Origin of the sequence: Mycobacterium gallinarum (assembly GCF_010726765.1) — a bacterium.
Classification (GTDB): domain Bacteria; phylum Actinomycetota; class Actinomycetes; order Mycobacteriales; family Mycobacteriaceae; genus Mycobacterium; species Mycobacterium gallinarum.
The window spans coordinates 4365355-4389463 of the sequence record NZ_AP022601.1 but is presented as its reverse complement, the minus strand read 5'-3'; the positions used below and the strand labels follow the sequence as shown (position 1 = coordinate 4389463).

The 24109-nt window shown below is 67.4% G+C and carries 22 protein-coding genes; 11 read left to right on the top strand and 11 right to left on the bottom strand.

Going from position 1 to position 24109, the window contains the following annotated elements:
- Window positions 1-287: 287 nt before the first annotated feature.
- The gene (gene dnaA / locus G6N42_RS21645) at window positions 288-1784 is read right to left on the bottom strand and encodes a chromosomal replication initiator protein DnaA (RefSeq protein ID WP_163732606.1); all 1497 of its coding nucleotides are present in this window, start codon (window positions 1782-1784) and stop codon (window positions 288-290) included.
- Window positions 1785-2350: 566 nt separating this feature from the next.
- On the opposite strand from dnaA, the gene rpmH reads away from it, so the two are divergent.
- The 9 genes from rpmH to G6N42_RS21600 all read left to right on the top strand — a co-directional run bounded on the left by rpmH (window position 2351) and on the right by G6N42_RS21600 (window position 8739).
- A complete protein-coding gene (rpmH, locus tag G6N42_RS21640; RefSeq protein WP_083129102.1) occupies window positions 2351-2494 on the top strand; it encodes a 50S ribosomal protein L34 in 144 nt (47 codons plus the stop codon).
- A 19-nt stretch (window positions 2495-2513) separates the two neighbouring features.
- Window positions 2514-2870 (top strand): ribonuclease P protein component, encoded by a 357-nt coding sequence (gene rnpA, locus G6N42_RS21635; RefSeq protein WP_163732603.1) that lies wholly within the window; start codon window positions 2514-2516, stop codon window positions 2868-2870.
- A complete protein-coding gene (yidD, locus tag G6N42_RS21630) occupies window positions 2867-3208 on the top strand; it encodes a membrane protein insertion efficiency factor YidD (protein WP_163732600.1) in 342 nt (113 codons plus the stop codon). The genes rnpA and yidD overlap by 4 nt, the downstream gene beginning before the upstream one ends.
- 43 nt (window positions 3209-3251) lie before the next feature.
- Window positions 3252-4310: a membrane protein insertase YidC gene (gene yidC, locus G6N42_RS21625; protein WP_410506628.1), complete on the top strand. Its 1059-nt coding sequence runs from the start codon at window positions 3252-3254 to the stop codon at window positions 4308-4310.
- A gap of 100 nt (window positions 4311-4410) precedes the next feature.
- Entirely contained in the window at window positions 4411-4956 is a 546-nt protein-coding gene (locus tag G6N42_RS21620) for a Jag family protein (RefSeq protein ID WP_163732594.1), read from the top strand.
- A 71-nt stretch (window positions 4957-5027) separates the two neighbouring features.
- Window positions 5028-5708, top strand: a complete 681-nt coding sequence (rsmG, locus tag G6N42_RS21615) for a 16S rRNA (guanine(527)-N(7))-methyltransferase RsmG (RefSeq protein WP_163732591.1) — start codon at window positions 5028-5030, stop codon at window positions 5706-5708.
- Window positions 5612-6703 (top strand): ParA family protein, encoded by a 1092-nt coding sequence (locus tag G6N42_RS21610; protein WP_410506619.1) that lies wholly within the window; start codon window positions 5612-5614, stop codon window positions 6701-6703. Before rsmG ends, G6N42_RS21610 begins: the two co-directional genes overlap by 97 nt.
- Window positions 6704-6809: 106 nt before the next feature.
- Window positions 6810-7769 carry a ParB/RepB/Spo0J family partition protein gene (locus G6N42_RS21605; RefSeq protein ID WP_163732588.1) on the top strand — a complete coding sequence of 320 codons (960 nt, stop codon included), beginning with the start codon at window positions 6810-6812 and terminating at the stop codon, window positions 7767-7769.
- Between the two features lie 217 nt (window positions 7770-7986).
- The gene (locus G6N42_RS21600; RefSeq protein WP_163737980.1) at window positions 7987-8739 is read left to right on the top strand and encodes an acetyltransferase; all 753 of its coding nucleotides are present in this window, start codon (window positions 7987-7989) and stop codon (window positions 8737-8739) included.
- 14 nt (window positions 8740-8753) lie between these two features.
- On the opposite strand, the gene G6N42_RS21595 is transcribed toward G6N42_RS21600, so the two are convergent.
- The 8 genes from G6N42_RS21595 to G6N42_RS21560 all read right to left on the bottom strand — a co-directional run bounded on the left by G6N42_RS21595 (window position 8754) and on the right by G6N42_RS21560 (window position 19973).
- Window positions 8754-9950 (bottom strand): N-acetylmuramoyl-L-alanine amidase, encoded by a 1197-nt coding sequence (locus G6N42_RS21595; RefSeq protein ID WP_163732585.1) that lies wholly within the window; start codon window positions 9948-9950, stop codon window positions 8754-8756.
- 170 nt (window positions 9951-10120) lie between these two features.
- Window positions 10121-10462 (bottom strand): thioredoxin, encoded by a 342-nt coding sequence (gene trxA / locus G6N42_RS21590; protein WP_163688804.1) that lies wholly within the window; start codon window positions 10460-10462, stop codon window positions 10121-10123.
- Between the two features lie 11 nt (window positions 10463-10473).
- Entirely contained in the window at window positions 10474-11448 is a 975-nt protein-coding gene (gene trxB / locus G6N42_RS21585; RefSeq protein WP_163732582.1) for a thioredoxin-disulfide reductase, read from the bottom strand.
- 91 nt (window positions 11449-11539) lie between these two features.
- Window positions 11540-12148, bottom strand: coding sequence for an RsmA family anti-sigma factor (locus tag G6N42_RS21580; RefSeq protein ID WP_163732578.1), 609 nt, complete (start codon window positions 12146-12148; stop codon window positions 11540-11542).
- Window positions 12149-12175: 27 nt separating this feature from the next.
- Entirely contained in the window at window positions 12176-12775 is a 600-nt protein-coding gene (gene sigM, locus G6N42_RS21575; protein WP_163732577.1) for an RNA polymerase sigma factor SigM, read from the bottom strand.
- 66 nt (window positions 12776-12841) lie between these two features.
- Window positions 12842-16726: a murein biosynthesis integral membrane protein MurJ gene (gene murJ, locus G6N42_RS21570; RefSeq protein WP_163732573.1), complete on the bottom strand. Its 3885-nt coding sequence runs from the start codon at window positions 16724-16726 to the stop codon at window positions 12842-12844.
- Window positions 16723-19146: a DUF6049 family protein gene (locus G6N42_RS21565; protein ID WP_163737979.1), complete on the bottom strand. Its 2424-nt coding sequence runs from the start codon at window positions 19144-19146 to the stop codon at window positions 16723-16725. Before G6N42_RS21565 ends, murJ begins: the two co-directional genes overlap by 4 nt.
- Before the next feature lie 56 nt (window positions 19147-19202).
- Window positions 19203-19973 (bottom strand): NUDIX hydrolase, encoded by a 771-nt coding sequence (locus tag G6N42_RS21560; protein ID WP_163732570.1) that lies wholly within the window; start codon window positions 19971-19973, stop codon window positions 19203-19205.
- A 54-nt stretch (window positions 19974-20027) separates the two neighbouring features.
- On the opposite strand from G6N42_RS21560, the gene G6N42_RS21555 reads away from it, so the two are divergent.
- Together G6N42_RS21555 and G6N42_RS21550 are read left to right on the top strand one after the other, a co-directional pair.
- Window positions 20028-21518, top strand: coding sequence for a CCA tRNA nucleotidyltransferase (locus G6N42_RS21555; protein WP_163737977.1), 1491 nt, complete (start codon window positions 20028-20030; stop codon window positions 21516-21518).
- Window positions 21519-21523: 5 nt separating this feature from the next.
- Window positions 21524-22012, top strand: a complete 489-nt coding sequence (locus G6N42_RS21550; RefSeq protein ID WP_163737978.1) for a pullulanase — start codon at window positions 21524-21526, stop codon at window positions 22010-22012.
- On the opposite strand, the gene G6N42_RS21545 is transcribed toward G6N42_RS21550, so the two are convergent.
- On the bottom strand, window positions 22013-22789 hold the full coding sequence (locus G6N42_RS21545) for a TIGR03084 family metal-binding protein (RefSeq protein WP_163732567.1): 777 nt from the start codon (window positions 22787-22789) through the stop codon (window positions 22013-22015).
- Between the two features lie 9 nt (window positions 22790-22798).
- Window positions 22799-24085 (bottom strand): MFS transporter, encoded by a 1287-nt coding sequence (locus tag G6N42_RS21540; RefSeq protein WP_163732564.1) that lies wholly within the window; start codon window positions 24083-24085, stop codon window positions 22799-22801.
- Window positions 24086-24109: the final 24 nt, after the last annotated feature.

Here is a 24109-nt window from a genome sequence, read left to right as displayed (position 1 = left end):
GGATGAACGGGTGTCGGTGCTGCGTGCCGCCGGTGCACCGGTGTGGGGTTCCTGTGGATCGTTGTGAGGTGAATGTTCGACGGCTGTGGAAACGACCGCGCCTGTGAAGCAAGTGCCCGGTCATTCGAAGGTTGATCCCAAGTTGTCCACATCGGTGTGCACAGTGCCGGCCTGTGACAAGTGATACCGACGGTGCGGAAGTTTTTTGAAAAGTTTTGGGCGCCCAGGCGTGATTCGGCGAAAGACCAACCGGGTTGGTCGCGCGTGAAGGGGGAGCCGAAGAGGGTTCAGCGCTTGGAGCGTTGACGGATGCGGGTCGTCAGTTCCTTGACGTGATCGAAGACCTCGCGACGTTCCGCCATCTCGCCGCGGATTTTCTTCTCGGCGTACATCACGGTCGTGTGGTCACGTCCGAACGCCTGGCCGATCTTCGGCAGCGACAGGTCGGTGAGCTCGCGGCACAAATACATCGCGATCTGTCGGGACTGCGCGAGCGCGCGCGTCTTACCGGGACCACGCAGTTCCTCGACGGTGGTTTCGAAGTACTCGGCGGTCGCGGCCATGATCGCGGCGGTGCTGATCTGCATCGTGCTCGCGTCGGAAATCAGATCGCGCAACACGATCTCGGCCAGTGACTTGTCGATCGTCGTCTTGTTCAGCGACGCGAACGCGGTGACACGAATGAGCGCACCCTCGAGTTCGCGGATATTGCGCTCGATGCTGCTGGCGATCAGCTCGAGGACATCACCGGGCACGTCGAGGCGGTCCATCTGCGCCTTCTTGCGCAGAATCGCGATGCGGGTCTCCAGTTCAGGAGGCTGAACGTCGGTGATCAGCCCCCACTCGAACCGGGTTCGCAGGCGATCTTCGAGGGTCGCCAGCTGTTTGGGCGGCCGGTCCGATGAGATGACGATCTGCTTGTTCGCGTTGTGCAGGGTGTTGAAGGTGTGGAAGAACTCCTCCTGGATACCTTCCTTGCCCTCAATGAACTGGATGTCATCCACCAGCAGCACGTCGATATCGCGGTAACTGCGTTTGAACGAGGCCTTGCGATCGTCGCGCAACGAGTTGATGAAGTCGTTGGTGAATTCCTCGGTCGAGACGTACTTGACGCGCATCCCGGGGAAGAGACGCTGGGCGTAGTTTCCTGCGGCGTGTAGAAGATGAGTTTTGCCGAGGCCGGATTCGCCCCAGATGAAGAGTGGGTTGTAGGCGCGGGCCGGTGCCTCGGCGATGGCAAGCGACGCGGCGTGAGCAAACCTGTTGGACGCACCGATGACGAAGGTGTCGAAGGTATAGCGGCGGTTCAGGTTGACGGCGGTGGCATCCTCGTCCGTGGAATTCTGGACCCGGTTGGAGAAATAGCTGGGCCAGCTTTCCTCGGCGCTTGCCAGTGCCGCCTGGTCTTCGTCGATGTCGTCGTCGAGGTCGGCGACCGCGGCGGCCAACCCGTTGTGGGACTCGTCTGGTTCGTCGTTTTCCGGAGCGGCGATGCGAACGCCGAGTTCCACTCGTTGACCAAGCTGTCGGCTCAGGGCACTGATGATCGGCTCGCGGAGATGACGTTCGATCTCGTTCTGCACGAAGGGCGTCGGAACCGACAGGAGGGCAAATCCCTCGGTGATGACCAGCGGCTTGACCAGCTTCAGCCACGCCCTTTGCTGAGGCGTGAGCACCGGGCCCGCATCACCGTTCGCCACTCCGACCGCTTCGATGTCGCCGTTGAGCTCGGCAACGACCGTGTTCCATACGGCCACGAATGGTGGATCGGGGTCAGCAGTCAATGACGCGTACCCCCTCGCGGCCGTTTCAGGGAAGGCCAAAGGAACGATGACGAACTGTCCACATGGTTATCCACAGGTTGTGGAAACAGGACAGTCGTCTTCGTTCGGTTGTCTACGGGCTGGAACGCCGCTGGCCGGGGCTCGTCACAGCAGTGGTGCAATCTGTGGGCTCGCGACTTGGTGGGCATCCCCGCTTCGTTGTCTGTCGTCGTTTCGTTATCGAAACGACACTGGCAGAAGCTAACAGTTTTCTTCGCGGGTGCCAACCGTTCTGCAACATTGCGTTTGGGTTACTTTCGCGGCGCTGGAGCGCCGTGACGGTTGAGGCGTTTGTAAAGATTTTCAGTCCGGTCATGGCGGGGGATAGGGTGGTTTGACCTAGGGAAATCTCGTCAGTACCCTCGAACAGTCGCCCGCACGTGGCGGCACGGCTGCGACCCAGATGTTGTGGGGACCGCGCCGGCTAAGCGAGACGGACGAGCTTACCAACGGGCAACCGCGGTCCACCGGCATGACGTGAGTACCGGTGCGGGCGTTGATGCCGACGGAAACGAGGAGAGACAGCCGTGGCCAAGGGCAAGCGGACTTTTCAGCCGAACAACCGGCGCCGCGCACGCGTGCACGGATTCCGCCTGCGGATGCGTACCCGGGCAGGCCGGGCCATCGTGTCGGGCCGGCGTTCCAAGGGTCGCCGCAAGCTGACTGCGTAACCCGACTCGGGATCCAGCAGTGCTTCCGGCGCGGTACCGGATGACGCGGTCGTCCGAGTTCGGTGCCACGGTCAGTCAAGGGGTGCGGGCGGTGCAACCCGACCTTGTCGTGCACACGATGCGCCATGACATTGATGATGACGGACCCCGCATCGGACTCGTCGTCTCCAAGTCCGTGGGCAACGCCGTGGAACGGCACCGAGTGGCCCGACGGCTACGTCACGTTGCGCGCACCGTGATCGAGGATCTTCAGCCGACCGACCGTGTGGTGATCCGGGCTTTACCGGGCAGCCGGTCCGCAGTCTCGGCGCGACTCGAACAAGAGTTGCGGACGGCGTTGGGTCGTGCGCTCTCCAAGAGCGGGGCGCCGCGATGACGCGATCGATTGCGCGGGCGCTGATCTACGCGATCCAGCTGTACCGGCACATGGTGTCTCCGCTGCGACCGGCATCCTGTCGCTTCATGCCCACGTGCAGTCAGTACGCGGTCGACGCGCTCACGGAGTACGGCGCCGTCAAGGGTGGATGGCTGGCGGTGGTGCGGTTGCTGAAATGCGGGCCGTGGCATAAGGGAGGATGGGACCCGATACCGGAACGTGGCGGCGACGCGCATGACTCGTGCGCCGGCACAGGCGGCCACCGGATAGGTCCGGATGCAGCCGACGATGTGCGGGGTACCCACACATCGCGAGCAGAGAGCGAGACGCGTGTTTAACTGGTTCAGCCTCGACATCATCTACTACCCGGTGTCGGCGATCATGTGGGTCTGGTACAAGGCGTTCGCCTTCATTCTCGGGCCGACGAACTTCTTCGCCTGGGGACTGTCGGTGATGTTCCTGGTCTTCACTCTGCGCGCGATTCTGTACAAGCCGTTCGTCAAGCAGATCCGCACCACGCGACAGATGCAGGAACTGCAGCCGCAAATCAAGGCGCTGCAGAAGAAGTACGGCAAGGATCGCCAGCGGATGGCGTTGGAGATGCAGAAGCTCCAGCGCGAGCACGGCTTCAATCCGATTCTCGGCTGTCTGCCGATGCTCGCCCAGCTGCCGGTGTTCCTCGGTCTGTACCACGTGCTGATGTCCTTCAACCGGACTCAGACGGGCATCGGCCGGCTTGGGCTGTCGGTGGAGGAGAACGCTCAACTCGGCAACTACGTGTTCAGCGCTGAGGACGTCCGGCACTTCCTGGATGCGAACCTGTTGGGTGCGCCGCTGGGTGCCACGATGATCCAGCAGCACGGCCTGGAGGCGTTCACCGAATTCAACCGTGTCGCGGTCATCGGAGTCGGCGTGCCGATGATGATCCTGGCCGGCATCGCCACGTACTTCAACAGCCGCGCATCGGTGGCCCGCCAGAGTCCCGAGGCGGCGGCCAATCCACAGACGGCGATGATGAACAAGCTGGCGCTCTACGTCTTCCCGCTCGGCGTGGTCGCCGGCGGCCCGTTCCTGCCGCTGGCGATCATCATGTACTGGCTCGCCAACAACATCTGGACGTTCGGACAGCAGCACTACGTGTTCGGAATGATCGAGAAAGAAGAAGAGGCGAAGAAGCTCGCAGCCAAGGAACGGCGCGCACAGAACGCACCGCCGCCCGGCGCCAAGCCTAAGAAGCAGTCCAAGGTCGCCGCCGAACCGACCGAGATCACCACGAGCGACGGCATGGAGATGGACGGCAAGGCTGCGGAGAACGGATCGTCCGACGCCAAGGCGACCGGGACGAGTCCGGGCAAGACCGCGTCGGGCACCGGCAGCCGAACGCCGCGGCCGGGCGCGACCCCGCGGCCAGGAGCACGGCCCAAGAAACGTAAGCGCTGACCGGCCCACGGTGAGAAGCGCTGGGGTACCCGCGGCCGCGTGGCTGCGGGCCAACCCGAAGACGACCGGTGCAGACCGTAGATGAGGGAGAGACACAAACATGACCGACGCTGACACGACCGAGCGCAGCGAGGAGTTGGCCGGCGACGAAGTCGCCGAAGACCGCACAGGTTCGGAGGACCTCGAGGAGCGGTTGGTCGCCGAAGGCGAGATCGCCGGCGACTACCTCGAGGAGTTGTTGGATCTGCTGGACTTCGACGGCGACATCGATCTGGACGTCGAGGGTGACCGCGCCATCGTGAGCATCGACGGCGGCAGCGATCTCAACAAGCTCGTCGGCCGCAAGGGCGAGGCGCTAGACGCGCTGCAGGAGTTGACGCGGTTGGCGGTGCATCAGAAAACCGGCGAACGGAGCCGACTGATGCTCGACATCGCGCGCTGGCGCCGGCGCCGTCGCGACGAGTTGGCGGCACTGGGCGACAAGGTCGCGCGGCGGGTGCTGGAGTCGGGTGAGCGCGAGGAACTGTCGCCGATGACGCCGTTCGAGCGCAAGATCGTGCACGACGCGGTCGCCGCGGTCGACGGTGTGCACAGCGAGAGCGAGGGCGTTGAGCCGTCGCGCCGCGTCGTCATTCTGGCCGACTGACCAAGAGTTACATCCGTGTAGTTCGTCCCGACGGGACAGTCGGCCCCGCGATGATCCGGAGGATGTTTCACGTGAAACATGACGAGGCGTCGGCAGCGCCACAAGCCGCCGACGCCTTGTTCGGCCCCGGTCTGGACGGCGCACGGCGGTACGCCGCGATCCTGGCCGGCGCCGGTGTCGAACGCGGATTGATCGGGCCCCGCGAGGTCGACCGACTGTGGGACCGCCACCTCCTAAACAGCGCCGCGATCGCCGAGTTGCTGCCTCAGAACGCCCGGGTTGCCGACATCGGTAGTGGCGCGGGCCTGCCCGGGATACCGTTGGCGTTGGCTCGCCCCGATCTTCGGGTGACGCTGATCGAACCCCTGCTGCGCCGCAGCGATTTCCTTCGCGAGGTCATCGACGAACTCGAGATCGACGTGACGGTGGTGCGCGGCAGGGCAGAGGAGCGGGCTGTGCGAGAAGAAGTGGGGGAAGTGGACGCGGTGGCCTCCAGGGCGGTGGCGTCACTGGACAAGGTCGCGAAGTGGAGCATGCCTCTGCTGCGTCCGGGTGGCGAGATGTTGGCCATCAAAGGAGAGCGTGCCGAAGAAGAGGCCCGGGAACACCGGCGTGTGCTGGCGTCTCTGGGAGCCATCGATGTGAGGGTGATGAAATGCTGCGCGGACGTCTTGGATCCTCCCGCGACCGTCGTGGTGGCGCGCCGGCGGAACCCGGCCGACCACACGCCGGAGGACGGGAGCCGAGCATGAGTTCCGTTCCGGCGTCGCCGCGGCCGGATGCCGGGCCGCTGCCGAATCGCGATGTTTCACGTGAAACAAACGCACCCGATGTTTCACGTGAAACATGGGAAGGGACGCCCGCGCAGGCCGAGCCGTGGCCGGATCCGCCCGCGGTGGATACGCCGATCGGGGCTGAAGCCGAACGCGCCGTGCGTCTGCTGCACGCCGCCGCCAAGGGCGGGCTTCCGCGTCCGCAACGGCAACGCGTCTTCACCATCGCGAACCAGAAGGGCGGTGTCGGAAAGACGACCACGGCCGTCAACATCGCCGCCGCACTCGCGCTGCAAGGGCTGCAAGTTCTGGTGATCGATCTCGACCCTCAGGGCAATGCCAGCACCGCGCTCGGCGTGGAGCACCGCGAGGGCACACCGTCGTCGTACGAAGTACTGATCGGGGAGATCCCGCTGGAGGCCGCCCTGCAACGCAGCCCGCACAGCGAGCGGCTGTACTGCCTGCCGGCCACCATCGATCTGGCCGGCGCCGAGATCGAGTTGGTAAGCATGGTGGCGCGCGAAGGGCGGCTGCGCGGTGCACTCGCCAGTCTCAAGAACCACAACTTCGACTACGTCTTCATTGACTGCCCGCCGTCGTTGGGGTTGCTCACCATCAACGCTCTCGTGGCGGCGCCGGAGGTGCTGATCCCTATCCAGTGCGAGTACTACGCGCTCGAGGGTGTGGGTCAGCTGTTGCGCAACATCGAGATGGTCAAGGCCCACCTCAATCCGGAGCTCAACGTCACCACCGTGATCCTGACGATGTACGACGGGCGCACGCGGCTGGCGGATCAGGTAGCCGACGACGTGCGCGCCCACTTCGGCGACAAGGTGCTGCGGACCGTGATCCCACGCAGCGTCAAGGTGTCGGAAGCGCCCGGGTACGGCATGACGATCCTCGACTACGACCCCGGCTCACGAGGTGCGATGAGTTATTTGGATGCCAGCCGTGAGATCGCGGAACGCCGATGAGCGCTTGCGCGAAGAGGATTAGCCACCGATGAGCGCTTGCGCGAAGAGGATTAGCCGCCGATGAGCGCTTGCGCGAAGAGGATCAGCGACCGATGAGGAGATCTGGATGACTCAACCCAAAGGCAAGCGCAGCGGTCTGGGCCGCGGGCTGGCGTCGCTCATTCCGACCGGTCCGTCCGATGGGGAATCGTCGCTCGGCCGGATGGGGGACGCCGCTGCCGATGTGGTGATCGGTGGACCGGTCAACGTGTCGGGGGCGGTCTACCGCGAAATCGATCCGTCGGCGATCGAGCCCAATCCGAAGCAACCCCGCCAGGTCTTCGATGAGGAAGCCCTCGCCGAACTGGTGCATTCGATACGCGAGTTCGGCCTCATGCAGCCCATCGTCGTGCGCGCGCTGCCCGGCGAGGCCACGCCGAAGTATCAGCTCGTGATGGGGGAGCGGCGGTGGCGGGCCGCGCAGGAGGCGGGGCTGGCGACCATCCCGGCGATCGTCCGGGAGACCGGCGACGACAACATGCTCCGCGACGCCTTGCTGGAGAACATCCATCGCGTCCAACTGAACCCGTTGGAAGAGGCGGCCGCGTATCAGCAGCTGCTCGACGAGTTCGGCGTCACCCACGATGAACTTGCCGCGCGCATCGGCCGTTCGCGTCCGCTCATCACCAACATGATTCGGTTGTTGCGGCTGCCGATCGCGGTGCAGCGTCGGGTGGCGGCCGGCGTGCTGTCGGCCGGGCACGCCCGCGCTCTGCTCTCGCTCGAGGGCGGGGCAGAGCAGCAGGAGGAGCTAGCCGCACGCATCGTCGCCGAGGGGCTTTCGGTGCGCGCGACGGAGGAGGCCGTCACGCTGGCCAACAGTGCCGGCCCGGCGACGCCCGCGGCGCCCCGGCGCAAGCCGATCCACATGCCGGGGCTGCAGGATGTTGCTGAGCGGCTGTCGACGGCCTTCGATACCCGCGTCACGGTCGCTCTCGGCAAACGCAAAGGCAAGATCGTGGTGGAGTTCGGGTCGGTCGAGGACCTACAACGCATAGTTGAACTAATGAGCGCGTCCAACCGCTGACCCCTAACCCGCGGCAGTTACGTCACTGTGACACGTACCCTGGGGAGAGTATCCGTGCCCGTCGGCCCTGAGTGGAAATGACTGTGTATCAACAGCTTTGGACAACGCCGCGGCCGCCCGAGGTTCTCCGCGCAGATTTGGCGTCATCTGCGCCGCGCCCTTCTATCCTGGAGTGGCATCCGTGCACATCGACACCGTGCAAAACCCGGAGAGGCTAGTGCCGCCACGTATCACGCCCATGCGGCTCGAAGCGTTCGAGCAGCTGCCCAAGCACGCGCGTCGTTGCGTGTTCTGGGAGGTCGATCCGTCGACCCTGCAGGGTTCGCAAGCGGGTGGAAACCAGCTGTGGGACCCCGAGTTCGAGAAGGAAGCGTGGCTGTCGATGGTCATGCTCGAATGGGGCGTGTGCGGGCAGATAGCGGTGCAGTGTCCCGATTCGATGGGGGACGACGCCGTGCCGACCGGCGACGAGGCCTGCCTGGGCTACGCGTTCTATGCGCCGCCGCGCGCGATTCCGCGGGCCCGCTATTTCCCGTCCGGTCCGGTCAGTGCCGACGCCGTTCTGCTCACGACCCTGGGGGTGGAGCCCGGGGATGGCGCGGATGCCCTACCGCGCACTCTGATCGCTGCGGTGGTTGGTGATCTCGTACGTCGTGGCGTGCGCGCGCTCGAAGCGTTCGGTCATACCGCCGATGCGTCCGATCTGACCGACCCGCAGGCGGTGTCGCCCGTCCTGCGGCCGATCATCGACGTGCTGGGCGACTGTTCGGTCGACCAGTGTGTGCTCGATGTCGACGTGCTGCAGGACGCCGGCTTCGTGGTTGTCTCGCCGCATCCGTACTTTCCGCGGCTACGGCTGGAGTTGGAACAGGGATTGGGCTGGAAGGCCGATGTCGAGGCGGCTCTGGAGCGCCTGCTGGAAAGCGCCCAGCTGCAACAGCCGGTGGGAGCGGGCGCCAGCCCCTGCTAGGGGGCGCGCCAAAGCTAGCTCGGGCTGACGCGTCCGGCCTGGTCGACGGAGAGTTCGTGCGCCAGCAGTTCGGCGAAAGTGAATGTGCCAGTAGGGCGATCGTTCTTGCCGAGCAAGTACAGGCGCTTGACCGCGGCGAGGATGCCTTCGGCGATCGAGTCCCGGGTATGGCTCGAGACCAGCAGTCCGCGGTCGCGCGGATTGGTCACGTAGCCGACGTCGACCTGCACCGTGGGCATGCGGGTCAGCCGCAGCAGATCCCACGTTCGCCCGTGGGTGCGGCAGTCACGTAATCCGGTGCGCGCCACAACTTCTCGCTGAATGAAGTCGGCGAGGTTGCGTCCGATGGTGGACACCGAACCGTGTGAGTTGCCGAAGTGGAACGATGCGACACCGTTGGCCGCAGGGCTCGGCTGGGTGGCGCAGCGCAGGCTGATCATGAGGTCGGCGCCCACCGTGTTGGCGGTCATGGCCCGTGCGGCGTCGAACGGCGAACGGTTGACGGGGCGAGACAGGAACGTCTCCATACCGATCGCGGTCATGCGGCCCTCGAGCCGGCTCGCCAGATCCCACAGGATGTCGGCCTCGCTGATCGGACCGTCGGGGCTCTGCATGATCAGGCCGTGATCGTCGCCCCCGCGACCCGGATCGATGATGATCCTCTTACCTGACAGCCGCGGACCGGAGCTACGGACGAGCTCCTCTTCGCGGATCGCGTGCGGAGAGCCGCCGGTGACACGTGAACCCAGAAAGTACAAGGAGCGCAACGTTTCTGGGCCACAGATGCCGTCCGGATACAGCCCGTACTCGCGTTGGTACGACATCAGCGCGTTGTGCGTGTGCAGCCCGAAATGTCCGTCGACCATGTCGGTGTAAAAGCCGAGATCCTGCAACCGCGCCTGAAGTGTCGCAACGTCGTCGCCGAACATCGGAGCACCGAACTGATGGTTGAGCGTGCGTGCGCCCAGGCGGTAGGAAGCCTCTTTCAACGCGCGGTAAGTCGCTTCGCCGACAATGCCGTCGACCAACAGGCCGCGGTGCTGTTGGAAGGCGCGCACCGCATGGTCGAGTTCGTCGTCGAACACGTCGAGCGCGACGTGCCGGCCGGTGGTGATGTCGTCGTCGGGATTTTCGACCATGCCCAAGGACGTCAAAGCAGCCCGGATCTCGGTGACCGCACTTCCGCGGTCACCGCGACGCAGACTCGACATAGGCGGCCTTTCGGTCACGGATGCCGGCGACCGCACAACGCCGACACGACGTAATAAAGCTAGACAGCATTGTCTCAGACGGTTCTGGGAATCGAGAAAACGCCAGGCGGGTATCCGCCGGGCCCGAAATTGGGCCCACAGCGAAGCTAGGGGACGAAGCTAGGGGATCGTTACACCACGTCAGCGAGTTCGCGCAACAAGGCTGCCTTGCCTTTTGCGCCGACGATGCGCTTCACCGGCGCACCGTCCTTGAACAGGATCAACGTCGGAATCGAAACCACCTGAAAATCGCGGGCGGTCGCGGGATTCGCGTCGACGTCGAGCTTGGCGACGGTCAACTGACCGGCCTTCTCACCGGCGATCTCCTCGAGAACGGGGGCGATCATCTTGCACGGACCGCACCAGGTGGCCCAGAAGTCCACCAGCACAGGGGTACTGCTCGACAGCACATCGCTGGAGAACGAATCGTCGGTGACGGTTACGGTGGCTTTTCCGGCCGAGGTCTCAGTCATGGGTACAACTCCTAACGTACGGGGGTGGCGGTTGCTTCATCGCTTGGGGCAGAGCCGATTTCGGCGAGCCAACGCTCTGCGTCGATGGACGCCGAACAGCCCGTGCCCGCTGCGGTGATGGCCTGTCGGTAGATGTGATCGACGAGGTCGCCCGCGGCGAAAACGCCTTCCACAGAGGTTGCGGTGCTGTGCTGCTTGACCTGCACGTAGCCGTCGTCGTCGAGGTCGACCTGTCCGCGCACCAACTCCGAGCGCGGATCGTGGCCGACGGCGACGAACACGCCGGTCACGTCGAGCTTGGATTCCTCGCCGGTGACGGTGTTGCGCAGCCGCACACCGCTGACCTTGGGATCGCCCTCGATCGAGATCACCTGGGTGTTGGTCAGGAAGGTGATCTTCTCGTTGGCGCGAGCGCGCTCCAGCATGATGCGCGATGCGCGGAACTCCTCGCGGCGGTGCACGATCGTCACGCTGCGGGCGAAGCGGGTGAGGAACGTCGCCTCCTCCATTGCGGAGTCGCCGCCGCCGACCACGACGATGTCCTCGTCGCGGAAGAAGAAGCCGTCGCACGTGGCGCAGGTGCTGACGCCCATGCCGATCAGGGCTTCCTCACCGGGTACTCCCAGGTGGCGGGCTTGTGCGCCCATCGCGAGAATGACCGCGCGCGCCTGATAGGTCTCGTCACCGACGGTGACGGTCTTGATGGGGCCCTCCAGCGAAACGGAGTCGACGTCCTCCATCCGCAGATCGGCGCCGAAGCGCAGCGCCTGTTCGCGCATCTGGTCCATCAATTCCGGCCCGGTGATGCCGTCGCGGAAGCCGGGGTAGTTCTCCACCTCGGTGGTGGTCATCAGCGCGCCGCCGAACTGGATGCCTTCGAATACCAGCGGGGCCAGCTGGGCGCGCGCCGCGTAAATGGCTGCGGTGTAGCCCGCGGGCCCGGATCCGATGACGATCAGGTCATGAACCGTGGGATTGGAGGTCATGGGCGCCTTTCGACCTTTCTGCCGATTCGCAACCGGCACGGGTGTAACACCAGCCTAGGCGTGGGTGTTCCCGCCCGGTCTGGTGGACAGATTACGTCCGACTGACCAAGGACTTCGCCAACAGGCCGGTGTGAGCTCCGCTGCAACCCGGCTCGACGACGACGGCCACGACATCGTCGGGTGAATCGCTGGGAAGCAGCAGCAACACCCCGGGCTGTCCCCGCATGTCCAGTGGCCGGGCACCCAGCACCGTCGTTCCCGGGGAATAGCCCAGTCCGCCGAGGCAGGAACCGCGGCGCCGGGGGTCTGTCAGCGGCCCGAAGTCCGGGGTCCGTGACAGCAGCTCGATGATCTGCGAATGCGGCAGCGGAATCGCGGCGGCCCGGTCGACGGTGATCATGTTGGCGGTCGGGCCCGCGGGAAACGTGGGTGGCTCGGGGCGGTTCACCATCACGGCCCCGACGATGACGGCGGCCACCGCGGCGCCGAGGCCGACGACGAGCCCGATGACCTGCAGCCGTCGCAACGGCGCCCGCGCGACCGTGTGGGCGGGTTCGACGCGCAGGGCGGCGAGGACGCGCTGCGTCACCTGCGGCGGCACGTCGGGCGCCGAAGCCTCGTCCGACCCCAGCTGGGCGAGATCGCGACGGACACGCTCGACCACCGCGGGATCGAGGTCGTCCTCGGTGCCGTTGTCCATCGCGTGCTCCCGCCGGTTGCCCTGACGTCAGCCAGTCTCCATCACCGGGGGATTAGACGACGACGAGGCCGCCGCGGTTCCATCGAGCGCGAAATAGTCCAGCGTCTCGGCGAGCTTGCGCCGGGCGCGCGAACAGCGGCTCTTCACGGTCCCCTCGGCGACACCGAGCATCCGCGCCGTCTCGACCACGGAGTAGCCCTGCATGTCGACCGCGACCACGGCCGCCCGTTGTTCGACGGGCAGCCGCATCAGGGCGCGCTCGACCACGATCGCAGTGTCCACGTGCGGCATGGGATCGCCGGCGTGGCAGGTGTCGTCGAGCAGTGTGGTGGTCGGGCGGGTCTTGTTGCGGCGCAACCGATCCAAGCAGGCGTTGACCACGATGCGATACAGCCAACTGCTGACGGCGGCGTCGTAGCGGAAGGCCGGAGCGGTGCGGTGCGCAGACAGCATCGCGTCCTGCAGCGCGTCGGCGGCGTCCTCCGGGTTGCGACTGGTCAGCTGGGCGAGCCGATACAGCTGGCGGTGATGGCGGCGGAACAGCTCCTCGAACGCGTATTGCTCACCCGCGACGTGCGCGGCGAGCAACTCTCCATCGGTGCGTTCCTGTTCGCCGAAGGTCCCCACAGCCGAACACTAAACGGCGCGCACGGGCCCCTCCGACACATCTTTGCCAGGCTGGGGATAGTTCGGTTAGCCCGCCGCCTTGAGGGTGATCTCCGCGATGTCCGAACGGTTCTCGCCATCGACGGTGCCCAGGGTCGACACCCAGACCAGCAGGTAGGACGTCGGCTCGGCGTTGTCGAGCTTGATGGTGTTCTGCCCGGGCTGCAGGCTGGTGGCCGACTTGAGCACGGTCGTGTCGGCCAGCGAGGCCGGCGTCTGCGACTGTGCCGACCGGATCTCCACGGCCGTGCCCGTGCTGTTGAGATCGATGTCGACCTCGCCGATCTTGGTGGGCTCGGGCAGCTGCAGAATCAGACCGACACCGTTCTTGAAGTTCGGGAACGGCACCGGGTCGGTGTACGTGTCGATCGGCCACACGGTGGTCGGGTTGCCGTCGATTGCGAGGCGGGCCTCGGCGGGCGCGTCCGCCTCGCCCTCGGGCGAAAAGACCGTTGCCGAAACGGGTTTCACGTCTTCCCCGGCGCCAACCTCGCCGGCCTCCGACGTACCCGGCGCATTGAGCCCCAGTTCGTCACCGCCGAGTCCATCGCCGACGTCGCCGAAGATCCGGGTCAGCACGGTGCCGAGCACCACCAGCGCGACGATGATGATCGCGCCGCCGACGCTGAGCCCGATCAGCAGAGCCTTGCGGCGGCGGGCTTGCGCGTCGGGATCCTCGGGGTCTCGCTCGCGGAACCGTTGCGGCGCCGGCGCAGCGACCGGCTCGTCGACCGGCTCGATGAGCTCGGTGCGATCGGCGACCGCGGTGGCCTGCTGTAGCAGGTTCAGCAGCGTCGGCGCACTACGAATCCCGCCGCCCTCCTGCACCGCGCGGGCCGCCGCCGCCGAGATCTGGAACGGAATCTGACGGTCGACGGAGCGCGGTTCGACGGGCTGTCCCGCGGGATCGAGTTCGGCGGATTCCAATCCGCTGCGCACGCCTTCCTCGCGCAACGGCCACTTGTTGACCAGCAGCGCGTACAGCGCCGCGCCGATACCGCGGATGTCATCTTCCGGGGTGGCATCGGGCAGCGTCGCCGGGAACGCCAGCGCGACGTCGCCCTCGATGCTCACCCGTATGCGGCTGGGGTGATCGATCGACATCGCCACACCCGCGCGATGCGCGGCCTCAGCGGCAGCCGCCAGGGATTGAATCGCCCGCGCGCCACCAATCGGGGAGGGCGACGTCTCGGCCACCTCCGCCAGGGACCCGCCCCGGATCCACTCCGAAACCACCAGACCACCGGAACCGGTGTTCGCCACGTCGAGCACCCGGGCGACACCGGGCATGTCCAAGCGGCTCAGCTTGAGTGTGGCGGCCAGGATCTTCTGCAGCTGCTCGTCGGGCAGCGTCGCGTCCGGGTCGACGAACGTCAGCGCCACCTGGCGATCGAGCGCGGTGTCCAGTGCCTGCCAGAACTGCAGCGTCGGGGGCCCGCCGTGGAAGACGAGCAGCCGGTATCGGCCGCCGCCGATGACCGCGCCGGGGATCAGATGGACATCCTCATCGGACGTCGCCGCCTCGATCGGCGGCTCGCGAGGCACGTCGAAGGGCAGCGATTCGCGGGTCGGATCGCCGCCGTAGTCCGACGGCGGCCGGCCGGATGCCGGGATCGGCGCGGTGCCGTTGGGTTCCGCCGTCGACAGGCGGGCCGTTGCGCCGAAGTCGACGGGCTCCTGCACGGTCGCCTTGAAATCGGCGGGCGACGGGGCGCTGGGGATATCGGGAGTCGGCACGTCGGGCTGGAAGTCGTCGGCGGCCACCGGTGATTCGTGGTCGGTCGGGGGCGGCGGTACCGGGATCTTCGCCGTGGCGGTGTTGTCGGGCGCGGAGCCGCCTGCGGGTTCGTTGCTCACCGCTGGTCCTTTCCCCATTTCATGCCTGACAACCTCCCCCGAGGGTTCGCGCCCTACGACCGGCGGGGCCGGGCGTCGTATTGACGCGGACGAATTCCTTTGACGAGCGTACGTGAGGGGAGTGCCCGGCGGAGGCTGGTCGGGCAGCATTCTCGGTGGTGAGGCCACCCTCGCCGGTGTCGCTGGCGCGGGTCGGGTGCGGCCCAGGCGACGACGCACCGCACCGAGGGCGGCCTCTGCTTCGGGTACCTTGGCGGCGAGAAGCACACCGGCGATCGTCGGCGCCATGATCAGGCCGAGCACCAGCAGCCGCAGCAACGACCCCGCGCCACCCCAGTTGGTGGTCAGCGACTCGAGGCCGAACAGTTGGTCGACGACGTGGGCGATCAGACCGGCGATCAGCGACGCGCAGATCGTGACGAGGATGGTGCGGACCACCTGCAGGCCGATGAGTCGTCCGCCGGGTGGGTTGAGGTTCGCGCGCAGCAGGAAGAAGCCGACTGTCGCGCCGGCGAGGAACCCCAGCCCGTTGGCCAGGCCGAGATAGCCGGCGACCAGATCAGGATCGTCGGTGAGGTGCGGCGCGGCCACCGACGCCGCGATCTTGACGACGGTGATCACGACGATCAGTGCGATCGGCGTCCACGGCTGCTCCCGGGCGTAGAACACCCGAAGCTGAAGCAACACCAGGGCATATGGGATCAACGTGAACGCGGACAGCGAGATCGCCATGCCGAGGTAGCCGGCGTCGACGTCGCCGAAGTTCCCGTAGGCGAACAGCGCGCTGCCGATGGCCGGACCGCCGACGGTCATCATCGCCACGATCGGGATGAGCGTCACCATCGTCAGCCGGGTGGCCAACGACAGGTCGGCCAGCACCGCCGGATTGTCGTTCGCCGCGGCGTTGCGGCTCAGCCGCGGCATCACCACCGTCAACACCGTCACCCCGATCATGCCGAACGGCAGCATCAGGACGAGCCAGGTGTAGTTGTAGATCGCCGGGCCGGAAGCCGCAGCGCCACTGGCGATTCGGTTGCCGACGATCAGTCCGATCTGACTGATCAGGACGTAGAGCACCATCGCCGACGCCATCGCACCGAACTGCTTCAACCGGGCATCGATGCCCCACAACGGACGCAGGCTGACCCGCTCGCGCCGCAACGCGACGAGGAGCACCACCACCTGAGTCACCGTCCCCAGCGTCATGCCGATGCCAAGGACAAGCAGCTTCGCGTTGCCCATCTGGACCGGATCCACCGAAAGCTCGCCGGGCACAACGAGATAGAGGCCAAGCGTGGCGATCGCGACGACGTTGTTGCACACCGGAGCCCACGCGGGCGGCCCGAACACGTTGCGGGTGTTGAGGATCGCCATGAACACCGAAGAAAGCCCGTAGAACAGCACCTGCGGCAGCAGCAGATATGCGAACGCCTTGGTGAGGTCGCGGTTCACCAGAGGGTCGGCGCCGAGCATCAGCTCGACCAGCAGCGGCGCCGACACGATGGCCAGCGCGGTGGTGAGCAGCAGCAGCGTGGTCGCCAGGGTGACCAGCCGGCGCACGAACGCCGTCCCGCCGTCGGGGTCGTCGCGTTCGGCGCGCGCGAGCACGGGCACGAAGATCGCGGTGAACGTCGCCTCCAGCACCAGCGCGGCGATGAGGTTCGGAAGTTGATAGGCCACCGAGAACGCACTGGACAGCGCGGCACCGAGGATGGTGGCGATCAGCACGATGCGGGCGAACCCGGTGAGGCGACTGATCAGGGTCGCGAATGCCATGCCCCACGAGCGCGAAACGACCGCGGCGTCGGACAATTCGGGGCGTCCGGCGCGGCGCCTGGGTGCGGGGCTGCGGGGCAGCCGTGGCGGTGGGGCCGAACGCCTGCGGGGCGGCGGCGGTGGGGGACCGGGCACCGGGTTGCGGGCACCGAACGGCCGCGGCGGCCCGGTGCGGGACCGTGGCGGCGGGGGGCCACTTAGGTCAACGCGGGGAGGGGGCGGCCCGGGGCGGCCGCGCGGGCCTGGGCCCACGCTCGGAGAGCCCGGGACGGTACTCATTTCTCCCCGGTCTGAGCAACCGTGTCCTCGTCGAAGCGCATCGCGACCTCGAGGGGATCGGGTCTGTCGAGGTCGGCGCGGTCGGGCTGGCCGCGGAATCGGTGCCAGAGCCGTCTGCCGACGAGCAGCGCGAGGATCGCCCCGCCGGTCAGCGTGATGAAGAAGAGCACCTTGCCGTACGCGTTGGAGTGCACTGAAAGTCGCACGGGTTCGCCGAGCGGCAGACCGTCGGCGGTGCGCAGTGCCACGTCGACGGCGACGCGCTGGGTGAAGTGCACCTCGATCGGAACCTTGAGCGGCAGGAAACCGGGCGGCGCCACGATCTCGCCGATGTCGGTCACGGTCATGCCCGGCGGCGCGTCAACGTCCAACCGCACCCGGATCGGCACGGGCAGGTTGTTGCGGACGGCGAGTGGGAGGGGGCTGCGTTCGGTCGCCAGCGTGTAGGAGCCGCCGGGGTTGACGATGGTTACCGCGTTGAAAAGGTCTTCGACCGTGCGGCTCACTGTCGTAAGCCGTTGCTGCGCAAGGCCGTTGCGCGCATCCGGTCGCACCGACTGGCTCAGCGCGCGCAGCGAGTCCTCGCGCAGCGGCGCCGTGTAGCCGTAGCCGGTGAGGCCCGTGCGTTCGTCGGTGGTCAATGCGGTCGTCAGACCCCACAGCCGGGCCGTTACCGCCGCGATGCCCGACACCACGGCGTCGTCGAACCGCCCGCGCGAATCTCCGAGGTTGGCGTCGGGCAGCGGCGCGATGCGCTGCGGCGGTACGGCATTGCCGTCGGTGATCACCTGGGTAAGCGGGCGCGGCCGCGCCATCCCGGCGTTGATCATGGTGGCCGCCGCGGTGAGGATCGCCTGTGCGTCCGCCGGCTGGGGGCTCCACGCCATCGGCGGCATCAGGATCTCGGTGCGGGGCTCGATGTCGGGCTGCAGTGCCCGCCACATCATCGCGCCGACGGCGTCTTGTCTGCGCGCCACGTCCGAACCGTGGTGCAGGGGAACGTCCAGCGAAGGGTCGACGTATGACGGTGTGACCGGTTCGGCGCCCGCCCCGGCCAGCGCGGCGCCCACCGCGGGGTCGAACGGCGCCGCGACGACGTTCGGCGCGTATCGCACCGGCCGCGTATCGGCGGGTTCTGGCGCGGTGCCGTTTGCGCTGTCGGCATCCGATGCCGCGACCTCGGCGGCGCCGATCGCGACGGTCTGCTCGCCGCTGCCCTGCGGGCGTGGGCCCAGTGCGGACAGCAGTTGCACCGCCGGCCCGGTGAGGGGTCCGTCGCCGATGAGGCTGGCGCCTCGGACCGACGCGATCCCGAGGATTTGGTCGACGATGTCGCCCGCGGATTTCACGGCGATGGTGGACAGCCCGGAATCACCGACCCGGTGCAGCGCGTCGAGGTCGGCCTGCGCGTAGGTGGTCGATACGACGCACATGCGCTGTGCGATGCCGCGGAGCCGGTTGAGCCAGGCCACGGCGGCGTCCTGGCCGGCGCCGGGGTGCGTCGGGGTGCCCGGCCCGGCGTCGGGACCATCGTTGACGACGTAGCCGCCCGTCATGGCGTTGACGGTGACGAGCAAGTCGGGGTCGACGGCCAGACACGTTGCGAGGCGGACGTTCCCGTCGGGATCGACCTGCGGGCCGGTGGCGAATTCGATGGCCGAAAGCAGGGTATCGAGCCGTCCGCCGGGTGCCAGGGACGTCGCGAGGTCGTCGTCGATGAATCGGATCGGTGTGGTGCCACCGGGTGCGCCCGCAGCCAGCCGCGGCCGGTCGGCGATGGGCCACAACAGGGTCAGGCCGACCGGTTTGGAGGTGTCCGGCGGGACCACCGCCGTCAGCGCGTCGTCGGTGTCGGAGGCAGGATCGGGCGGGACGCCGAGTACCGGCAGCAGGAACCGGGCGTCGTCGAGGCGTGCGGGCGACCCGTAGTCGGGCGTCCCGTTGACGTTGACCATCACTGGGTAGACACCGGGCCGCTCGATGCCGAGCGACGGTTGCTCCGCGGACCGCAGCGGGTAGGACAGAGTGAACGGGACAGCGCGCCCGCGCGCCAGTTCTGGTGCAAGAGTGACGAATTGGGCCACGGGTTCGAACTGATCGACGTTGCCTGCGAGGTTGGTGCGCAGCCCCGCTGACGACGTGACGGCCGCGGCGTCCTCGAGGCGCACCATCACGTCACGCACGGGACGGTCGCCGACGTTCTCCACGGTGCCGGCTACAGTCACGACGGGTTCGCTGGTCGTGGTGACGACCTCGGGGGTGACGCGGTCGATGCGTACCGTCAGGAACGGCGTCGAACCGGGTTCACCGGCGGCGGCGCGGGGGAGTGCGAACGGTACGACGAACAGTGCCACCAGCCCGATCGCGACGAGCAGGCGCGTCACTCCCCGACCTCCCCTGCGCTGCGCGCGTGGGCCCATCGGGTGTGGGCCCAGCCCGCCAGGCGTGGGCCCGGCGAGGGTCCTGCGCGGGGCGCTCACGGCCCTTGGCCGCAGCCGTTCGTCCGCCGAGTTGTCTTATCGTCGGGACGACGGTTGCGGGTGTGCGAGTGCGTCTGGGCCCGTCGCCGCGGCGAGGTCCGTGGCAGCGGCGGCAACGCGGCGGGCCCGTCCGCGTGCAATCGGTCGATGAGCTCACCGGCGACCTCGGCGAGCCGACGTTCGTCGGCGTAGGCCAGCCGCGACGGCAGCTCCTTCAGCGGCACCCAGGCCACCTCGCTGACCTCGACGTCCTCGTCGGACAGCTCTCCTTCAAGGAATCGCATCAGGTAATGGTGCACGGTTTTGTGCACTCGGCGCCCCTCGGTGACAAACCAGTAGTCGATGCTGCCCAGCGCGGCCAGCACGCTGCCCTGGATTCCGGTCTCTTCGGCGACCTCGCGAATGGCAGTCTGCTCGGCGGTCTCACCGAGTTCGATATGGCCTTTCGGCAGCGACCAGAGCATCCGGCCGCGCCGGTCGGTGCGCCCGATGAGGGCGGCTACCTGGCCGTCTTTGGGACCGTCGATGCCGTCGATGACGAGCCCGCCCGCTGAGGTCTCGTGGACTGTGCGCAGCCGGTCCGGTGGTCGGCGCGGACGTGACTTCTGCGGCTTGGGCTGGGCGTTTACCTGGTCTTTTGAGCCGTTGACGGACGAGTTGTTGTGGTGGTCGGCTGGCTGGGGACCGGCCTCGGGAGGACCTGCCGCGCGGCGGCCGCGACGTCGCCCGCGGCGCCGTCGTGGTCTTGCATGTTCGCCGTCCGACACCCAAGCGATAGTAGCTGCCACGAAGTATCGCTCCCGCCACACTCACCGGTCGTGATGGACCCGTTGCTATTAGGGTGTCCGAACGTGGCCGGATCGGGTGCTGATGCTGAACTGCTTGCCGCGGCGCAAGTTGCGCTGAACCGGCATGGCGACGTCCTGCGCGAGCTGGGCCGGGTGTTCGCTGACGCGGGGCACGAACTCTTCCTCGTCGGCGGCAGTGTGCGCGATGCCTTGCTGGGCCGTCTGGGCAACGACCTCGACTTCACCACCGATGCGCGGCCGGAGCAGCTGCAGGCGATGCTGCGCGGGTGGGCCGACGCGATGTGGGACACCGGCATCGAGTTCGGAACGGTCGGGGTGGGCAAGGGCGACGACCGCCTGGAGATCACCACGTTCCGTGCCGACACCTACGACCAGGTGTCACGCAATCCTGAGGTGCGGTTCGGCGACCGCCTCGAGGACGATCTGGTGCGTCGCGATTTCACGTCGAACGCGATGGCCGTGCGCATCACCGCCGACGGTCCCGGCGAGTTTTACGATCCCCTCGGCGGCCTGGCGGCGGTGCAGGCCAAGGTTCTGGATACCCCTGCGGCGCCGGAGATCTCGTTCGGTGACGACCCGCTGCGGATGCTGCGCGCGGCCCGGTTCGTCTCGCAGCTCGGGTTCACCGTTGCGCCGAGGGTGGTGGAGGCGCTGATCGAGATGGCGCCTCAGTTGCAACGCATCTCCGCCGAGCGCGTGGCCGCCGAACTGGACAAGCTGCTGCTGGGCGCGGACCCGGTCGCCGGTATCGACCTGATGGTGCAGACCGGGCTCGGCGACGTCGTGCTGCCGGAGGTCGGCGGCATGCGGATGGCGATCGACGAACACCATCAGCACAAAGACGTCTACTGGCATTCGTTGACGGTGCTGCGTCAGGCGATCGACCTGGAATCAGACGGCCCGGATCTGGTGCTGCGCTGGGCGGCGCTGCTACACGACATCGGCAAGCCGGCCACGCGCAGGCACGAAGCCGACGGCGGGGTGAGCTTTCACCATCACGAGGTGGTGGGCGCGAAGATGGCGCGTAAGCGGATGCGCGCGCTGAAGTATTCCAAGCAGATGATCGAGGACGTCTCGCAGCTGGTGTACCTGCACCTGCGGTTCCACGGTTACGCCGACGGCAAGGGGACCGGCAGGTGGAGTGATTCGGCAGTGCGGCGCTATGTCACCGACGCCGGCCCGTTGTTGCCGAGACTGCACAAGCTGGTTCGCGCCGACTGCACGACCCGCAACAAGCGGCGCGCGGCGCGCCTGCAGGCGGCCTATGACGATCTCGAGGCGCGCATCGCCGAGCTGGCCGAGAAGGAGGATCTGGCGCGCGTCCGGCCCGATCTGGACGGCAACGAGATCATGCGGCTGCTCGACATCCCGGCCGGGCCACAGGTCGGCGAGGCGTGGCGGTATCTCAAGGAGCTCCGACTCGACCGTGGCCCGCTGTCGCATGACGAAGCCGTCGAGGAATTGACCACATGGTGGAACGCGCGAGGCGACCACACCGTCTGATCGGTATGGAGTACTGCCTCGGCGACGGTGACGGGTCGGCCACCATCTGGAGCGCTGCCCCGGATATCGACCTGAACAGTGATGGTGCGCTCGACGCCGTCGGTCTGGACTTCGACGGGGACGGTCTGCTCGACGATGCGATGGCGGATCTGGATGCCGACGGTGTGGCCGATCACCTGGTGCGCGATCACCTGTCCGACGCGGCCTACTTCACCGACGACGGCACCGGCACGTGGGTGGTGAGCCTGGACCGGGGCGGGTCGTTGAGGTGGTTCGGGCTCGACGGCGTGGAGCACTCGGGGGGTGCGGTGGTCGACGTCGATGCGGACGGCCAGGTCGACGACCGGCTGCTCGACGTCAACGGCGACGGGCTGGCCGACCGCGCGGTGAGCGCCGAGCACGCCTTCGTCGACACCGACGGCGACGGGCGGTGGGATATCAAGCTGAGCGACGGTGACGCCGACGGCAAGGCCGATGGGGCTGACGAGCTCTGATCAGGCCCGCCCCGGTCCGGGTGGCCCGGCGAACGCCTGCGCGATGCCGAGCCACCGCTCGGCGTCCGCACCGGTGGCCGTCACATCGAGCTGCGACCGTGGCCGGCGCTGCGTGACCAGCATGCAGAAGTCCTGCGCCGAGCCGGTGACTCGTTGCGCCGCGTCGTCCGGCCCCCACGACCACGTCGACCCGTCCGGAGCGGACAGCTGGACGAGGAACGGATCTGCCGGTGGCGCAAGGCCGTTGACGGCGAAGGCGAAATCGCGGGTCCGCACGCCGATGTGGGCGATCGACTTCAGGCGCGCGGTGGCGGGCCGGTCGACACCGAGTGCGTCGGCGACGTCGAGACCGTGCGCCCACGTCTCCATCAGCCGTGCGGTCGCCATCGACGGGGCGCTCATCGGCGGACCGAACCACGGCAGCTTGCGTCCGTCAGCCACTGTCAACAGCTCGTCGTGCAGACGGCTGCGGGTGCGGCGCCAATCGGCCAGCAGTTCGTCCGGCGGCGTCAACGCCAGCTCTTCGGCGCCCGCATCGACGAATCCCGATGGATCCTTCGACGCCTCCTCCAACACGGCGGCGAATCCGGCTTCGTCCGTGACGGCGGTGAGTGCGACGCGATCGGTCCACAACAGGTGCGCGATCTGGTGGGCGATGGTCCATCCGGGCGACGGTGTGGACTCACTCCAACGTGCGGCGGGAAGGTCGGCCACCAGCGCGTCGAGTTCGTCGCTCTCGGCGCGCAGGTCAGCGACCATCGGCTCGGCACCAGCCATGCCGTCACCTTAGCCTTGGCGTCGGCTCCGCCCGAGCGTGGCGTGCGCGGCCAATCCGAGCAGGTAGATGCCGGCACCTGCGAGGACGAGCGCCGGTTGGTGGCCGCCGGGAGGAATCACCGCGGCGCACGCCGTCACGGCGAGGATGAATGCGATCCAGAACAGCGCGTCCTGGACGGTGAACACGTGGCCGCGTAGCGCGTCGTCGACGTCCAGCTGCATCGCGCTGTCCGCGCAGAGCTTGACCACCTGGCCGGCCAGTCCGATGAAGAAGCCGCACACCATCATCACCGCCAGCTGCAGGCCGGAGCCCAGTATCTGAATCACCGCGGCGATCGCCAAGGCCCCGTTGGCTGTCGCGTACCGGCCCCACCGTGCGACGGCGACCGGCATGACCGCGGCTGCCAGGAACTGTCCGATGCCGACGGCCGCGAAGAACAATGCCGTCGTCCCCAGACCCGCGACGTCCGGCACATCGACGTCGGCGTGCCGGACGAGCACAAGCACCAGCAGGCTGTTGATGCCGAGCACCATGCGGTGCGCGGCCAGCCCCGCGAGCGTCGCGGCCACCGACGGCACCGCCGCGACGGTGCGGGCGCCGTGTCCCCAACCGGTGGCCACCGCGTACACGATCGATCCGTGGACCGCGCGTTTGCTGTCGTCGGGACCGAGCAGATGCGGGGGGAAGCGCCACGACAGCCACAGCGCAAACGCCACCGGCACCGCGACGATGAAGATGATCGTCGAGGCGCCGACGTCGTTTGCCCCGAAGAGCCAGCGCGGCAGGAGCATGAAGATGGCGCCGAGGAAGGCGGCGGCCCCGCCGGCCGCGGTGGCGACCGAGTTCATCGACACCACCTGCTCTCGCGGCACCACGTGCGGCAGTGCCGCCGACAGACCCGAGGAGACGAATCGGGTGAAGCCGTTGACGATCAGCGCGGCCACCAGAATCGCCAGATCGTGAGCGCTGGCCGCGAGCAGCGATGCGACGACCAAGACCATGAGCAGGCGTCCGATGTTGGCGCCGATGAGCACCAGGCGCCGGTCCCAGCGGTCCAGCAGCGCGCCCGCGAACGGGCCGAGCAGCGAGTACGGCAGATAGAGCACCGCGAATGAACCGGCGATGGCCCACGGCGTCGCGGCCCGTTCAGTGCTGAACAGCAGCCCGCCCGCCAGGCCGGCGGCGAACAGCCCGTCACCGAACTGACTGACGAGCCGAAGCTCGAGCAGGCGTCGAAACTCGGGAAGGGCGCGTACCGATTGCCACAGGGCGAGCGGCGAACGTGCCTCGACCACGACAATCCCGTCCCTGCTGCATCG

What these genes read in the sequence shown, in the direction of transcription:
- G6N42_RS21610 (WP_410506619.1), top strand. Translation starts at nt 5,612, where the DNA reads ATGCTGCGCGGACGTCTTGGATCCTCCCGCGACCGTCGTGGTGGCGCG.
- trxA (WP_163688804.1), bottom strand. Translation starts at nt 10,462, where the DNA reads ATGACTGAGACCTCGGCCGGAAAAGCCACCGTAACCGTCACCGACGAT.
- G6N42_RS21555 (WP_163737977.1), top strand. Translation starts at nt 20,028, where the DNA reads ATGGACCCGTTGCTATTAGGGTGTCCGAACGTGGCCGGATCGGGTGCT.
- G6N42_RS21605 (WP_163732588.1), top strand. Translation starts at nt 6,810, where the DNA reads ATGACTCAACCCAAAGGCAAGCGCAGCGGTCTGGGCCGCGGGCTGGCG.
- G6N42_RS21550 (WP_163737978.1), top strand. Translation starts at nt 21,524, where the DNA reads ATGGAGTACTGCCTCGGCGACGGTGACGGGTCGGCCACCATCTGGAGC.
- murJ (WP_163732573.1), bottom strand. Translation starts at nt 16,726, where the DNA reads ATGAGTACCGTCCCGGGCTCTCCGAGCGTGGGCCCAGGCCCGCGCGGC.
- yidC (WP_410506628.1), top strand. Translation starts at nt 3,252, where the DNA reads ATGTGGGTCTGGTACAAGGCGTTCGCCTTCATTCTCGGGCCGACGAAC.
- G6N42_RS21595 (WP_163732585.1), bottom strand. Translation starts at nt 9,950, where the DNA reads ATGTCGAGTCTGCGTCGCGGTGACCGCGGAAGTGCGGTCACCGAGATC.
- yidD (WP_163732600.1), top strand. Translation starts at nt 2,867, where the DNA reads ATGACGCGATCGATTGCGCGGGCGCTGATCTACGCGATCCAGCTGTAC.
- G6N42_RS21545 (WP_163732567.1), bottom strand. Translation starts at nt 22,789, where the DNA reads ATGGCTGGTGCCGAGCCGATGGTCGCTGACCTGCGCGCCGAGAGCGAC.
- G6N42_RS21620 (WP_163732594.1), top strand. Translation starts at nt 4,411, where the DNA reads ATGACCGACGCTGACACGACCGAGCGCAGCGAGGAGTTGGCCGGCGAC.
- G6N42_RS21565 (WP_163737979.1), bottom strand. Translation starts at nt 19,146, where the DNA reads ATGGGCCCACGCGCGCAGCGCAGGGGAGGTCGGGGAGTGACGCGCCTG.
- G6N42_RS21580 (WP_163732578.1), bottom strand. Translation starts at nt 12,148, where the DNA reads ATGGACAACGGCACCGAGGACGACCTCGATCCCGCGGTGGTCGAGCGT.
- trxB (WP_163732582.1), bottom strand. Translation starts at nt 11,448, where the DNA reads ATGACCTCCAATCCCACGGTTCATGACCTGATCGTCATCGGATCCGGG.